Annotated in this window: 11 protein-coding genes; 7 read left to right on the forward strand and 4 right to left on the reverse strand. The window is 54.1% G+C overall.

Annotation, left to right across the window (positions count from 1 at the left end; genetic code table 11):
* The first annotated feature begins 646 nt into the window (after positions 1-646).
* A complete protein-coding gene (locus AC1MKH_RS06155; RefSeq protein WP_488451841.1) occupies positions 647-5,728 on the forward strand; it encodes an autotransporter outer membrane beta-barrel domain-containing protein in 5,082 nt (1,693 codons plus the stop codon).
* Positions 5,729-5,833: 105 nt separating this feature from the next.
* On the opposite strand, the gene ybcJ is transcribed toward AC1MKH_RS06155, so the two are convergent.
* Positions 5,834-6,046, reverse strand: coding sequence for a ribosome-associated protein YbcJ (gene ybcJ / locus AC1MKH_RS06160; RefSeq protein WP_276224780.1), 213 nt, complete (start codon positions 6,044-6,046; stop codon positions 5,834-5,836).
* The gene (folD, locus tag AC1MKH_RS06165) at positions 6,046-6,912 is read right to left on the reverse strand and encodes a bifunctional methylenetetrahydrofolate dehydrogenase/methenyltetrahydrofolate cyclohydrolase FolD (protein ID WP_276224781.1); all 867 of its coding nucleotides are present in this window, start codon (positions 6,910-6,912) and stop codon (positions 6,046-6,048) included. Before folD ends, ybcJ begins: the two co-directional genes overlap by 1 nt.
* A 407-nt stretch (positions 6,913-7,319) precedes the next feature.
* On the opposite strand from folD, the gene fimA reads away from it, so the two are divergent.
* From fimA to sfmF, 6 genes are all read left to right on the forward strand, one after another.
* A complete protein-coding gene (gene fimA, locus AC1MKH_RS06170) occupies positions 7,320-7,871 on the forward strand; it encodes a type 1 fimbrial major subunit FimA (RefSeq protein ID WP_113858833.1) in 552 nt (183 codons plus the stop codon).
* 64 nt (positions 7,872-7,935) lie between these two features.
* Positions 7,936-8,478, forward strand: coding sequence for a type 1 fimbrial protein subunit FimI (gene fimI, locus AC1MKH_RS06175; RefSeq protein ID WP_113858834.1), 543 nt, complete (start codon positions 7,936-7,938; stop codon positions 8,476-8,478).
* Between the two features lie 54 nt (positions 8,479-8,532).
* Positions 8,533-9,201, forward strand: a complete 669-nt coding sequence (fimC, locus tag AC1MKH_RS06180; RefSeq protein WP_167405930.1) for a type 1 fimbria chaperone FimC — start codon at positions 8,533-8,535, stop codon at positions 9,199-9,201.
* 23 nt (positions 9,202-9,224) lie between these two features.
* A complete protein-coding gene (locus AC1MKH_RS06185; protein WP_276218593.1) occupies positions 9,225-11,792 on the forward strand; it encodes a fimbrial biogenesis usher protein in 2,568 nt (855 codons plus the stop codon).
* A 4-nt stretch (positions 11,793-11,796) separates the two neighbouring features.
* Entirely contained in the window at positions 11,797-12,801 is a 1,005-nt protein-coding gene (fimH, locus tag AC1MKH_RS06190) for a type 1 fimbria D-mannose specific adhesin FimH (protein ID WP_276218591.1), read from the forward strand.
* 10 nt (positions 12,802-12,811) lie between these two features.
* Complete coding sequence (sfmF, locus tag AC1MKH_RS06195) at positions 12,812-13,330, forward strand: fimbria assembly protein (RefSeq protein ID WP_327621806.1); 519 nt, start codon at positions 12,812-12,814, stop codon at positions 13,328-13,330.
* A 38-nt stretch (positions 13,331-13,368) separates the two neighbouring features.
* Here sfmF and fimZ read toward each other — a convergent pair whose 3' ends face one another.
* Together fimZ and AC1MKH_RS06205 are read right to left on the reverse strand one after the other, a co-directional pair.
* Complete coding sequence (fimZ, locus tag AC1MKH_RS06200; protein WP_276218588.1) at positions 13,369-14,001, reverse strand: fimbria biosynthesis transcriptional regulator FimZ; 633 nt, start codon at positions 13,999-14,001, stop codon at positions 13,369-13,371.
* An 809-nt stretch (positions 14,002-14,810) separates the two neighbouring features.
* The gene (locus AC1MKH_RS06205; protein WP_276218586.1) at positions 14,811-15,527 is read right to left on the reverse strand and encodes a DNA-binding response regulator; all 717 of its coding nucleotides are present in this window, start codon (positions 15,525-15,527) and stop codon (positions 14,811-14,813) included.
* Positions 15,528-15,817: the final 290 nt, after the last annotated feature.

Here is a 15,817-nt window from a genome sequence, read left to right on the forward strand (position 1 = left end):
TGGAGATAATGAATTGCGCGTAAATCGCGCTGTTATTGTAAGTAGAACGTTCTAGTAGAACGTTCTACTTATGGTCGGAGAAACGTAAAGTTTCCGCAACAAAATTTTCATGAGTATGCCAGAGGAGATCGCGATTTTTTGAAGTTGATCGATAATCAACCGCTATGATGGCAGGGGTAATGCCTGTGGTTGGTTTGACTAATCGTGCTATTTCACTCTTCATGTGTGCCGCAGGAAAATGAGTAAAAGTCTTATGCAAAGATGTAAAAATCTAATTGCTATTTGTCCGGAATAAAGGGGTGAGACATTTTTTCAGACGTGCTGAGGATGAGTCTGTAAGAATTTTTCATAATATATAACTTCGGTGATTAATTAATTTCGTCATCCAGAAACTGGCGTCGTATTGACAGTTTTATTTCGCGGTGTGAGACTCGAATTGTAACCGGGAGTAAATTTGTTACCTGAAATATATTTTATTTCTTTGGCGTTTTTTATTAAATGCTATGGGTGTTCTGTACGTGCAATAAAGTATTAAGGATTAAATAAAAATATACCGCGCGGTGCGGATTTACTCATGGCTCTGTGTTTAGCCTGACGAACCGCATCCCCGCAGTAAGTCGTGGCGCAGTAGCATGGAGACACTGCAATGAATAAGATTTACCGCGTAATATGGAATAGTACATTAAACGTATTTCAGGTCTGTTCTGAATTAGCAAGTGGCAAACGTAAATCATCGTCCGTTGATCAACGTCAGCAACCGAAATATTCTGGTAACCTCAATCCTGTTGGGCGTTTTACGCTATCACCGAAGGCGTGTCTTTCCTTTTTTGTCATGATGGCTATTTCTGGGTCTGCCTTTTCCCAAATGAATATTGTGGATGGGCAAACGGTGAATATCAACGACAGGGAAACAGACACTTATTTAACAGTCGGTGGCAGCAATCGTACTGGTAACAGTGCAATACTCAATATTCTTCCTGGCGGTACCCTCACCCTAACAGGGGACACTGATTCTCGCATTGGTGTGTACACGGGAGCGCCTGATGCGGTGAATGTGCGTGGTTCCGGTGTATTAACTCTCACGAATGCCAAACTCCGTATAGGGATCAGCAGCGAAGGGAGTCTTAATGTTCTTAATGGAGGGACGGTGAATGCGAAGGACGTATATGTCGGTTCTTCAACCGGAACGGCTGGAACGATAACGGTAAGTGGCAATAATTCTACGCTTGCAACCCAGATATTCAATGTTGGCTATTCCGGGCAGGGCACCATGAAGGTGACTGATTACGGTAAAGTGACTACGAATGCAAGTGCAACAATCGCTAGCCTGAACGGCGGGAATAGCCTGGTTGAGGTCTCGTCGGGAGGGCGCTGGGATATCCTGAATTCAAGCTCGTTAACAGTGGGCAGCCAGGGCAATGCCGCATTGATGATTTCATCAGGTGGCCAGGTTTCGGCGGGAAGGACCACGCTCGGAAATTACGAAGGCTCGGCTGCGGTGGTGAAAGTTGATGGTAATAACTCCCGCTTAGACGCCACCAGTTTGATGGTTGGCGACGGCGGAAACAGTTCGCTTGATATTACCAATGGGGCGGTGGTTTCCAGCATCGGGCAAGTTTCCGTTGCGCGCCTGGAAGAGACTGAGGGGACGATTAACGTCAACAGCGGCGGGCAGCTTAATATCGTCAACGGCGAGGATATCGGGCAATGGCTTCGGGTTGGGCAGACCGGCTCTGGAATGCTCAATATTGCCAGCGGCGGCAAGGTGAAGGCCGGTGATGTAGATATTGGAAGCTCCACCACGTCGGTGGGAAAAACCGATGTAACAGGCAGTGGCTCAACGCTCAGCACCTCTGCGCTTAATGTTGGCTATCAGGGAAATGGCACGCTCACTATTAATTCTGCTGGGAGAGTGACAGCAGGCGCTATCATTCTGGGTTCCAGGGCGACAGCAGATGGACAGATTGTGGTGGATGGCGGGGGCTCTCTGCTTCAAGGCAATAACATGGTGATTGGCGATCTCGGATCCGGTGCTGTGACGCTGAGTAATGCGGGGACGCTGGCGTTGGATACCGCTGGCCTGGTGATTGCTGGCCGTGAAGGGGGAAGTGGCACCCTCAACATTGGTGCAGCACACGGTGCAAGTGCCGCAGTGGCCGGAAAAATCACCGGCACTGGCACCGGCAGCGTGACGTTCGGTGCGGGCAACGGTTCGCTGGTCTTCAATCATACCGATGATTCTGCAACGGGCTATGGCTTTAATCAGCTGATCTCAGGGGAAAACGGCGCGGTGATGCAGGACGCGGGTCACACTGTCTTTACCGCCGAAAACAGCTACGGCGGGCGCACGGAAGTGAACGGTGGCACGCTTACCGTGGCATCGCTCTCCAGTACAGGTAACTCCGGACTGGGCAGCAGCGCGGTGAATATTGCCGAAGCGGGCACGCTCTCGATTACCGGCTCCAGCCAGGCCAGTGGCGACTATGCTCTGAACAACGCGCTGACGGGTGACGGCCTGTTGCAGGTTGACCTCGCCAGCGCGGATAACGCCTTCAGCTTTACCGACGCTACCGGAACAGCTTTTACCGGTACGGCGGAGCTCAAAAACAGCATCTTCGATCTTTCCGGCGACAATACTCTGACGCTGGCCCAGGCAACGCTGAAGCTGGATGCAGGCAACACCACCACCGTTGGCGACGGCGTGCAGCAGATTGGCAGTTTGAATATAAACGGCGGTACGCTGGCGTTTGATGTTTCGATGCCTGCCGATACGCAGGCCGATGGCGTGGTTCAGACGCCGACGCTGGTCGCCAACAGCGGCAATGTGCAGGTCACGGTGGCCAGTCCGTGGAACGATCCTGGTGCGATGAACCCGGACACCACGCTGAACTTGCTGGAGCAGGATGACACGGACGTGAGTATGCAACTGGTGCAGGCGCAGGACGTGATCGGCTCGGGCGGCGCGCTGACCCTGACCGACCAGAACGGTAATCCGGTGGCAGAAAATGAACGCGTCGCCATTGCGCAGAATGGCACGGTAGTGGCGGACGGGGATTACGGTTTCCGCCTGACTACCGCGCCGGGCGATGGCCTGTATGTCAACTACGGCCTGAAGGCGCTGGATATCCACGCCGGGCAGACGCTGGTGCTGGCAGAGCACGCCGGGGCGCAGGGGGCGGCGGCAGATATGTCGGCCGCTATCTCAGGTGAGGGGAATCTTGGCATTAATACCGCCGGGCTGGTGTCGCTGTCGAACGCGAGTAACCGCTACAGCGGCGAAACGCAGGTGCAGGCGGGCACGCTGCGCACCGATGCGGACGGCGCGCTGGGCAACACATCGGCGCTGGTTATCAGTGACGGTGCTATTGCCGACCTGAACGGCACCACGCAGACGGCGGGCAGGCTGAGCGGAGAGGCGGGCTCCACGCTGGCGCTCAACGGCGGCAGCCTGACGCTGCAGAACGGCGGCACTAGCCAGGGCAGCCTGACGGGGGCGGGCAATCTCGGCGTGGCGGGCGGCGTACTGACGATTGACGGGGCGAACGCGGGTCTGAGTGCCACCACCACCATCGAAAGTGCAGCGGAAGTGGTGCTGAACGATGCGCAGGGCGCGGGCAGCGGCAACGTGATTGATGACGGCACCCTGACGCTGAACGGCGTCACCGGGGAGCTGCTCAACAGCCTGAGCGGTGCGGGCATTGTTGACGTGGCGCAGGCATCGGCTGTGGCGGTGTCCGGTGAAAACCAGAGTTTCAGCGGGCAGTTCCGTATCGATGCGGACAGCGCCATGACGGTCACGGACGCGGCGAACCTCGGTACGGCTGGCGTGACGGACAACGGCCTGCTGACGGTGGCTACCGACAGCGACTGGACGCTGAGCCATGCGGTCTCCGGCAGCGGCAACCTGAACAAACAGGGCAGCGGCACGCTGACGTTAACGGCGGCTTCGGTGGCGTATTCCGGCACCACGGACATCACCGGCGGCGAGCTGGCGCTCGGCGCGGATGCAGATGGCGCAGTGGCGATGGCGAGTCAGCAGGTGAATATCCACGACGGGGCGATGCTCTCGGGCTTTGGCAGCACGGCAGGGGATATGGATATCCGTCAGGGCGGTACGCTGGCGGTGGCGAATACCACGGTGGGCGGCAATCTGCATAACAGCGGCACGGTGCTGATGAACCAGCCGGGCGCACAGCCGGGCAACCAGCTGGTGGTGAACGGCAACTACACGGGCAATAACGGCCTGATGGCCTTCAATACCGAGCTGGGCGATGACCAGTCGGCCACCGATAAGCTGACGGTGAAGGGCGATACGGCGGGGAATACCCGCGTGCAGGTGAACAACGTCGGCGGTTCCGGGGCTGAATCCAATTATGGCATTGAACTGGTCAATGTCGGAGGCAACTCGGCGGGTAACTTCGCCCTGACCACCGGCACGGTGGAAGCGGGCGCGTGGGTGTACACGCTGGCGAAAGGGCAGGGCGAGAATGCCGCCAACTGGTATCTGACCAGTAAGTGGACGGGCACACCGCCTGTTGACCCGGTAGATCCCATCGACCCTGTTGATCCTGTAGACCCAGTCGATCCAGTCGACCCGGTTGACCCAGTGGATCCTGTAACGCCGGTAGATCCGGTTGACCCGGTGGAACCTGTGACTCCGGTAGAGCCTGTGGACCCTGTGGAGCCGATAGATCCTGTCGCCCCGGCACAGCCGCCGATTGTCGACCCGACCGGGCCATCAGTACTGCGACCGGAAGCGGGGAGCTACATCAGCAACCTGGCGACGGCCAACAGCTTCTTCACGCACCGTCTGCACGACCGTCTGGGCGAGCCGCAGTACACGGAAGGGCTGCAGGACGAGGACAGCTTCGCGGGCAGCCTGTGGATGCGTCACGTCGGCGGGCATGAGCGTTCGCAGGCGGGCGATGGCCAGCTGAAAACGCAGAGCAACCGCTACGTGTTACAGGTGGGCGGCGAAGTGGCGCAGTGGAGTACCAGCGGGCAGGACCGCTTCCACCTGGGCGTGATGGGCGGCTACGCCAACGCGCACAGTAACACCCGCAGCGACCGGGCGGGCTATGACTCTGACGGACGCGTCAGCGGCTACAGCGCCGGGGTGTACGGCACGTGGTACCAGAACGAAGCCGACCGCAGCGGGGCGTACGTGGACAGCTGGCTGCTGTACAGCTGGTTCGACAACAGCGTGGAAGCGGATGACCGCGAGCGCGACGACTACCGGTCGAAGGGGCTGACGGCCTCGCTGGAAGCGGGCTATACGCTGAAGGCGGGCGAGTTCAGCGGCAGCGCGGGCACGCTGAACAGCTGGTTCGTACAGCCGCAGGCGCAGGTGACCTGGATGGGCGTGAAGGATGATGCGCACACCCGTCATGACGGCACGCGCATCCGCAGCGAAGGCGACGGCAACGTGCAGACGCGTCTGGGCGTGAAGACCTTCCTCAACAGCCATCACAAGCTGGATGAAGGGAAGGGTCGCGAGTTCCAGCCGTACGTGGAAGCGAACTGGATTTACAACAGTGAAACCTACGGCGTGCGGATGGACGGGGAACGCGTCAGCCGCGACGGCTCGCGCAACCTGGGCGAAGTGCGCACGGGTGTGGAAGGCAAGCTGAGTCAAAACCTGAGCGTGTGGGGCAACGTGGGCGTGCAGATGGGCGACAAGGGGTACAGCGACACCCAGGGGATGCTGGGGGTGAAATACGGCTGGTAAGGCCGGAAGTACAGAAGGGAGCCATTCGGCTCCCTTCTCATTTTTGCCTGATGGCGCTTCGCTTATCAGGCCTACGTTTCATAGTAAGCCAGAGAATGAAAGGGCTTACGCCGTAACGGTAATGCTCTGCCCCGCAAAGCTCACCGTTTGTCCGGCGACGATTTTGCAGCGCTTGCGCGTTTCAACCGCGCCGTCAACTTTCACCTGGCCGTCGGCGATGACGATTTTCGCCTGCGCGCCGCTTTCGGTCCAGCCTTCCAGTTTCAGCAGATCGCACAGTTCAACGTGCGGGTGTTTTCCTAAAGAGAATGTGGCCATTATGCTTCCTCGACGTCGTGATACTCTTCACAGGCCTGAAGCGTATTCTGAATAAGTGTTGCAACGGTCATCGGGCCGACGCCGCCCGGAACCGGCGTAATGTAAGACGCGCGTTTTGCCGCATCTTCAAAGACCACATCGCCCACCACTTTGCCATTTTCCAGTCGGTTAATGCCGACATCCATGACGATCGCGCCTTCTTTGATCCAGTCGCCTGGAATAAAGCCGGGTTTCCCGACGGCAACAATCAGCAGGTCGGCATTTTCGACATGGTGACGCAGGTTTTTAGTGAAGCGGTGAGTCACGGTGGTGGTACAACCGGCCAGCAGCAGCTCCATGCTCATCGGGCGACCTACGATGTTAGATGCGCCGATAACGACGGCATTCAGCCCATAAGTGTCGATGTTGTAGCGCTCAAGCAGCGTCACGATACCACGCGGCGTACAAGGACGCAGACGCGGCGCGCGCTGGCACAGGCGGCCCACATTATACGGGTGGAAACCGTCAACGTCTTTGTCCGGTGCGATACGTTCCAGTACTTTTACATTATCGATGCCCGCCGGAAGCGGCAACTGCACTAAGATGCCATCAATGGTTTTGTCGGCATTCAGGGTATCGATAAGCGTCAGCAGCTCGGCTTCACTGGTGGTTTCCGGCAGGTCATAAGAGCGGGAGACGAACCCCACTTCGTCGCAGGCTTTGCGTTTGCTTGCGACATAAATTTGTGAGGCCGGGTTGCTGCCAACCAGCACAACGGCAAGCCCGGGTGCACGTTTTCCTGCTGCAACGCGCACCTGCACTTTTTCCGCAACCTCAGAGCGCACCTGCTGCGCAATCGTTTTACCGTCAATAATCTTAGCTGCCATCAGAGAGAAGATTCCATCTGTCACTTTCGAAAGGGGGATGGCCATATTTTGTCAGATGCGGGGCTTTCTGTCAGTCATCCTTTACGAGTTTTCGCGCGAAAGCCCTTCCCGCTGACGATAGTCTTACGGATTGCAGGGTTTTGTCCTGGTAAAAATTAGGACGTGGCTTAGCCTGAGCTCAGTGTTTATACGTATTTTCTCTTATTTAATTTCTGTACCTTACCGTCGAAATAAAGTTCTTCCGGTGTTCTCGCCGGAATATCTCGCTGTCCATTATTTGGCAGTGTTTTTAACTCTCTTAGGGACGCTGAGGTTATGCGGTCTGGCAATTATTTGCCGTGCTATGTCATGCGAGTCGTACAGGATATTCGGTTCGTCACAATGTTTTAATTCATCAAGGAATACCTATGAAACTGAGTACTATTGCCTCTACTGTGATGGCGTCTTTCGTATTAATGGCGGGTGCCGCACAGGCTGCGCCGGTTTCCGTTAATGGCGGCAGCGTTCACTTTAAAGGTGAATTAGTCAACGCAGCGTGTGCGGTAAATACTGAGTCTTCAGATCAAATTGTTGAACTGGGCCAGTATCGCACGGCGAAATTTACCGCAGTCGGCGATACCACCACCAATATGCCGTTCACCATCGTTCTGAACGATTGCGATCCAAGCGTATCAGCTACCGCTGCTGTTGCATTTAGCGGCCAGGCTGACGCCACCGACGCAACCCTGCTGGCAGTGAACTCTTCCAACAACAATACCGCGGCGAAAGGCGTGGGTATCGAGATCCTCGACAGCAAATCGAAAACCCTGAGCCCGGATGGCGCAACCTTCTCTTCTGCGCAGACTCTGCTGCAGGGCACCAACACCCTGAACTTCACCGCGCGCTACAAAGCAACGGCGGATACCGCTGAGCCGGGTCAGGCGAATGCGGACGCGACCTTTGTGATGAAGTACGAGTAATCGCTAATACAGGGAGTGACTTTGCCTCAGGGATGAGGCTCGAATCACCTGAAGAGAGCCACGAATGAGAGGGATTGTGTTCCTGCTGGCCACGCTGATGCTTTCTCTGCCCGCGCTGGCGCACAGAGTCGTCATCGAAGGTGGAAAGGTACAAATGCGCGGTGAGTTGGTTAACAGCGCCTGTGCTGTCGCCACTGAAAGCCAGAATATGCGCATCGAGATGGGGCAGTACCGGACCAACGCGTTTACCGGGCCGGGAAGCTTTGCCACCACCCAGGTGCCGTTTACGCTACGCCTGGTCGACTGCCGAAAAGATGTCTCGCAGACCGTGGGGATTGCCTTCCAGGGGCTGACGCCAACGGAAGATCCGCTGGTGTTTATGACCACGTCGCGCGTCGATGGCCGTCAACCAAACAGCGGGGTAGGGCTGGCATTATTTGATAATAGTCAGCGGCACATTATTCCGAACGCCCAGCCGGTTTCCTATTTTCCTATTAATGATGATGAGCTGATATTTCATTTCAGCGCGCGCTATCGGGCTATTTCCGGCCAGGTTATGCCAGGCGCTATTCAGTCTGATGTCTGGTTTACGTTGCTTTATCCCTGAAGCGTCAAAAAGAGAAAAGGTATTGTTGTGATTAACGCAATTATTAAATCAAGCATGGCCCTGTCATTTTTACTGCTGTGTGTCTCGCTGCCTGCGCAGGCATCCGGGGGAGTGGCATTGGGCGCTACGCGCGTTATTTATCCGGCAGACGCCAAACAGACGTCGCTGGCCATCACTAACAGCAATGATAAAGAACGTTATTTAATTAACGCATGGATTGAAAACGACCTTGGGAAAAAAGAATCCACATTTGTCGTGACGCCTCCACTGTTCGTCAGTGAGCCAAAAAGTGAAAACACTCTGCGGATTATTTATGCCGGGCAGCCTTTGCCGTCCGATCGCGAGTCGCTGTTCTGGATGAACGTGAAGGCGATTCCGTCCGTCAATAAAGCGAATATCGAAGGGAAGAACGTTCTGCAACTGGCGATTTTGTCGCGCATCAAACTTTTCGTTCGCCCAAAAAATCTGGCGATGCCGCCGGAAGAGGCCCTGTCGCACCTGCGTTTTGAGCGCAGCGGCACGCATCTGAAGGTGACCAATGCGTCGCCTTATTACGTTACGCTTGTCAATTTGCAGCTTGGCGGTCAGCGCATCAATAACCTGATGATTGCGCCGAAAAACAGCGCCCAGCAGGCGATTCCCGCCTCGGCGAGCGGTACGCTTTCGTGGCAGAGCGTGAATGATTACGGGGCTATCACGCCCGTTCACCGCGTAAACCTTTGATGAAGCCAGGGCAGGCCGACACCATGAAAAACCTTCACCCGCTCAGTATGCTGACGCTGGCTGTGATGGCGGCGCTCTGGTCACCCAACGGGCGCGGCGAGAGCTACTTTAACCCCGCGTTTTTGTCGGAAGATACGGCCACCGTGGCCGATCTTTCGCGTTTTGAGCAGGGGCATCAGCAAGCGCCGGGCGTGTATCGCGTCGATATCTGGCGTAACGATGAATTTATCGGCACCCAGGATCTTACCTTTGTCGCCGCCGAAGGGGCGGCCCCTCCCGCTGCGGGCCTCGCGCCCTGTATTCAGCGTGATTTCTTACAGCGTTTGGGCGTCAACATGACGGCCTTCCCGGCGCTGGCGAGTGAACCGAAAGAAAGCTGCGTGGCGCTGGAAAACCTGCTGCCAGGTAGCGTCGTGGCCTTTGATTTCGCCTCGCTACGCCTGCGACTGAGCCTGCCACAGGCGGCGATGAGCAACAGCGCGCGCGGTTATATTCCACCGGACGAGTGGGATGAAGGCATTCCAGCGCTGCTGTTGAACTATAGCCTGACCGGTAACAAAGGCAGCGATGACGACAGTCACTATCTCAATTTGCAAAGCGGCCTGAACTACGGCCCGTGGCGGCTGCGTAATAACGGCGCGTGGCGCTATACCCGCAATAACGGGCAGCGCCACAGCGAATGGGAGAATATCGGTACCTGGCTGCAGCGCTCGATTATCCCGCTGAAAAGCGAAATGGTGTTGGGCGACAGTAATACCGGCAACGATGTGTTCGACAGTATCGGCTTTCGCGGTGGCCGGCTTTACTCCTCAGACAGTATGTATCCGGACAGCTTGCAGGGCTATGCGCCGACCGTCCGCGGGATTGCGCGTACGCCAGCAAAGGTGGTGATTCGCCAGAACGGCTATGTGATTTATCAAAGCTACGTCCAGCCGGGCGCCTTTGCGATTAGCGACCTGAACCCAACCTCTTCGAGCGGTGACCTGGAGGTGACCGTAGAGGAGAAAGACGGTAGCCAGCAGCGCTACACCGTACCCTATTCCACGGTGCCGTTGCTGCAACGCGAAGGGCGACTGAAGTATGACCTGGTCGCCGGGGAGTACCGCAGCGGGAATAGTCAGAAAGATACCCCGTTCTTTGGTCAGGGCACGATGATTGTCGGCCTGCCGGGCGGTTATACGGTTTACGGCGGTACGCAGATGGCATCGCGCTACGTGGCAGCAGCCATTGGCGCGGGGAAAAATCTCGGCGACTGGGGCGCGATTTCTCTCGATGTGACCCATGCGCGCAGCCAGTTAGCAGACGACAGCTGGCATGAAGGGCAGTCGCTGCGTTTCCTGTACGCGAAATCCCTGAACGGCTATGGCACCAACTTCCAGCTTCTTGGCTATCGCTACTCAACGCGCGGTTTCTACACCCTTGATGACGTGGCGTGGAAACGGATGTCCGGGTATGAGTATTCCGAAACGGAAAATGATAAGAACGGCGTGCCGGATGTCGTGAGTTATCACAACCTCACCTGGAGTAAAAAAGGGCGTTTCCAGGTCAATATTTCGCAATCGCTGGGGGATTACGGTTCGGTGTATCTCTCCGGTAGCGAGCAAACCTACTGGGGAACCAGCGATTCCAATATCTGGTATCAGCTTGGCTATGCCGGCGGCTGGAAAGGCATCAGCTACTCGCTGAGCTGGTCCTGGAACCGCGCAGTGGGTATCGACAGTACCGACCGTATTGTTTCTGCGAACGTCTCTATTCCGTTCAGCCTGTTTACGCCGAACGGCTATCGTCGCGATAGCGTCCTGGACCGCGCTTATGCCACCGCTTCCGCCAGCCGTAATAAAGACGGTGATAGCAGCTGGCAAACCGGGGTGAGTGGCACGCTGCTGGAAGGACGCAACCTGAACTACAGCGTGACGCAGGGCCATACCAGCAACAACGGTTCCAGCGGCAGTGCTTCCGCTAACTGGCAGGCGACGTACGGTACGGTTGGCGCAGGCTACAACTACTCCCGTGACCAGCATGATTTCAACTGGCAACTGGCCGGTGGCGTGGTCGGTCATGCCGATGGCGTGACGTTCAGTCAGCCTCTGGGCGATACCAACGTGCTTATCAAAGCGCCGGGCGCCAGCGGAGTGAAAATCGAAAACCAGACCGGGGTGAAAACCGACTGGCGCGGTTACGCCGTCATGCCCTACGCCACGGTGTATCGCTATAACCGCGTGGCGCTCGATACCAACTCTATGAATGACCATACGGACGTGGAAAACAACGTCAGCAGCGTGGTGCCAACCCGTGGCGCGCTGGTGCGTGCAGCGTTTGATACGCGAATCGGCGTGCGTGCGTTGATCACCGTACGCCGAGGCGATCGCGTGGTGCCATTTGGCGCGATTGTGCGTGAAGTCAACAGCGGCGTCACCAGCATGGCGGGAGAAGAGGGGCAAATTTACCTTAGCGGCCTGCCATTGAGCGGCGAGTTGCTTATTCAATGGGGCGACAGTGCGCAGGAACGCTGCCGGGCGACCTATACGCTCCCGCAGGAGAGTTTAAATCAGGCGATTACCATGATGGGAGCACGCTGTGAACGTGAATAAGAGTATGAAAAGCACCCTTGCACTGGCGGTGGCGTGTCTGGGAATGACGGCGCTTCCTGCCTGGGCAACGGTGTGCGCGAACTCGGATGGTATCTCAAAGGATATTGCCTATGATCTGACCGATGTTTTTACGAGTGCGAATAATCAGGTGGGGCAAGTGGTGACGCTATCGCAAAAAACAGGGCTGGTGGGAGTGAAAGCCACCTGTCCAAAGGGCACTAGCGGTAATACAACGATGCGAAGCTATCGCACGGATTTACCTATCACCAGCGTTGAAGACCGCTTTCAGTATGTAAAGCTGAATGAATATCTCGACGGCGCGATGAAAATCAACGATGACTACGCTGGTGATTTTTATCCGCCAGCCGATTACATCCAGATGGGGACACACCCTAATGTCTCCAAAAATCAGCCCTTCCCGGTGAATGACTCCAAGTTGGTTTTCCGCCTTAAAGTGACGCGTCGCTTTATCAATATGGTGGTGATTCCGCAGCAGACAATGTTCCGGGTATACGTCACCACCACAAAATCGGACCCGCTTACCACCGTCGTTTACACCATCAGCTATAGCGGCACCATTGAAGTGCCGCAAAGCTGTGAAATTAACGCCGGGAATGTGGTCGAATTTGATTTTGGCGACATTGGCGCATCGCTCTTTTCGCAGGCGGGTGCCGGGCAGCGTCCGCCGAGCGTACCTGCGCAGAGCAAAACTATTGGGATTAAATGTACCAACGTGGAAGCCAATGCGTACCTGACGATGCGTATTGAGGCTGAAAAAGTGTCGGGTAATGCATTGGTTTCCGATAATCCGGATTTAGGTTTCGTGGTAGCCGATGCAAGCGGCAATCCGCTAACGCCGAATACGCTAGGCAGCACCATTCCGTTCCGTCTGGATGATGCCGCGCAGGCGCAGGTAGGCATTCGGGCCTGGCCGGTCAGCATTACCGGTAATAAACCAGCAGAAGGGATATTTACATCGCGAGGCTATCTGCGTGTTGATTACGATTAAGAGAGGCAAGATGCCACGTCATTTCACCTATGCCCTGTCATTGCTGGCGATGATGAGTACTGTGCAGGCGGCAACGCCGTTGGGTGAAATCAACATCGAGTTGCACGGTAATATCGTGGACTTAAGCTGTGTGGTAAACGCCAGTGACAGCGCGAAAGAAGTGCAGTTGGGATCGTGGCCAACGAAACAGTTGCAAACCGCGGGCAGCAAAACCCAGGCGATGCCGTTTTCGATTCGCTTAACCGGCTGCCCGCCAGGTGCCGTATCGATAACTTTTGCCGGAACGCCCGACGATCAGGACAACACCCTGCTGGCGCTGAATGGCGCAAGCCAGGCCAGTCGTGTTGCGGTGGAGATCCTCGATGAGGACAAAACTCGCTTACCGTTACAACAGGAGAGTAAAGAGGTGGCTATTGACGCACAAGGGGATGCCACACTGGCGTTTTACGCTAATTACATCTCCACGGCAGATAACCCTCAGCCGGGCAGCGCCGATGCGGATGCGACCTTTACGCTTAACTATAACTGACTTCCCGGGCCCGTTTCGGGGCCGGGATTCATGAAAGGCTAAAGTAATTCGTGGGCTTTCGCATAATCAATCAATTCAACGATAGTATGTACGCCAAGCTTGGTGAAAATATTTGATTTATGCGCGCTAATAGTTTTATTGCTCAACAATAGTTGGGCTGCTATCTCTTTATTAGATAAACCATTAGCAAGATAACGTAGTACGGTAATTTCTCGGTTAGATAACGGCATGTCGGTAAACTTATTACTACGCATGTTCCCGCCACCGAAGATATTCATAGAGTCTGCCGGGAAGAACGAATATCCGGCGAGAAGCATCTCCACCGCTTTATAGATATCACACAGATCCTTCCGTTTGCTGACGAAACCATTTGCGCCAGCCCTGATCGCCCGACACGCATAGAACGACTCAGATTTGGATGACAAGAAAAGAACCTTAGTGCTTTCACTGATGTTCTTTATCCGCTTAAGTAATGAAAACCCGTCTGAACCGGAAAGTTCGATATCGAGTATCACCATATCTACATTATTATTTCTAATATATTCAATGACTTCATGACTGTTGTCTGACTTCAGAACAACCTGTACCTGTAGGTTTTTTTGCAGCAGGACCTCGATCGACATTCTGACTATAGGGTGTTCGTCCATAATGATAACGGATGCCGGTTTCATCTTTATATGCCTCAGACTGGTGGAATAGTTACGTGGGATTCCTTTACGGAAACTATTACAAGTCGAATGGATAAATAAAAAGTTTTAATTTTTAGCTTACTTCCAGAGGAGTTATCTATCCCTACTTGTACCATTATAAAGTGACAATTCTGTCCGGTACTTAAACAATGCCTCAACCCTTGAAAAAGGCTTTTCTTATAACACGATAAGTACATGGCTATTATACTTGCTATGAATTGTCCGAAAAGCATTATTAAAGTCGCAACAATCAGTAATTAATATGATGTTCTAGTCAGAAAGTTTATTCAAATTATTTTTGGTATTTACCTCCAGGTGTTTAAAATCCTGTAGAGGAGTTAACTTTTTTCTCTGGCATAAATATAAATAGATGCTAAATGTTGAAAACGTGTTAATTGATATGGCGCAATTATTGGGGAATAATCGATCGGTAAACATATCCGGAATGGCGCAATTCAACGATTATTCCACAAAAAATTCCTTTTGATCTCAACTCAAGCTATGGGGAGGGCTTAAGGAAAATATTTTATCAGCACAATGCAAAACCCTACTATATCTGGTGGTTACCGACTGACAGCCCTACAAATAGCGCTAATCAGGAGGTTCCTGCCTGAATGTGCGACAGAGTAATGCTCTTTAGAGACCTTTTTCCATAGTGATTTTTGCTATCCAAATCCGGGTCTTAGGAATAGTTATAAACTTTGCAATATTGTTTAAATTTAACAAAAAAAGATCATTTTGATTAAGTAATTTCTTAAAACAATCTAAGATTTAAGAGGTTAATGAAATTGTCAGTTTGAACTAGCAGAAAGATTTTGCAGCAAGTGAATAAGTTCTGAGCGATGCTGAAGCTTGAGCCGTTCCACCATGCGCCCCAGACGATAGATAATCCTGTGGTAATCTTTGTCGTGATCGCTGGCAATAGATTTCAACGAACGCCCCTGGGTCAGCGCCATCAGAATAAGCCACTCATCGCGCGAAAAATGGCTTTTCCGGTTGAACTGTATCGGCTGAGGCATGAGCAGTTTTTTACGCAGGGTACGAAACGGCGAATGTCGACTGATTATCCGAAGTGCCGTCACTGCTTTCATAAAGCGCAGGGCTTTTTTATCCTGTGTCGGCGCAATCAGATGAATATAATTTTGTGGATACTCGAAACTGATGCGGCGCAAGCGATCCAACGTTTCGATGGCTGGCGCATCGGTGTAGTAAATATCGACCAGCAACTGCACGCCCGGTGCTTTGGGGAGCAGGTCCAGCGCATTATCCAGCGTTGACGTTACCCAGCCGTTGCTTAACGGATAAGGGGCGAAACGAAATCCTTGCCGCAAGAATTGATCGCTGCTGACCAGAATAAAATGAGGGGAGTCGGTTTTGTGCGTGAGGGCAAGTGAGTGAGTCAGGCGTTCGAGTCTATCAAAAAACGGGGGCCAGGCGTGTGGATTCTTAAATCCGGGGTGATCGGTGCCTGAACGACGCCTCCTTTCTCTGCGAATTGCGATGCGCATGCTTCTCTTCCTGGCGCCGTCACGCGCGTCTTCACTTATAGCTTATCTAACGATGCGGTCAAACAGCCAGTTGCAGACATTGTGACACCAGAGGCAGGTTCTTCTCTAAGGCAATACTTAAAGTTAGGTAAGGGTTTTCGCAGCGCCAGGGCTGCTATAAGAAGAGTGGTTAAAAAAAAGACAAGGGCTGTTCGCGTTATGCTCATCCTAACGAACAACCCTGATTTCACATTGAAATGGATTGACTCACCGCCCGGTGACCGTATAATTCCTCGCGTTTCACCCCCATG

The sequence above is a fragment of the Pseudocitrobacter sp. CD920760 genome, from assembly GCF_057782505.1.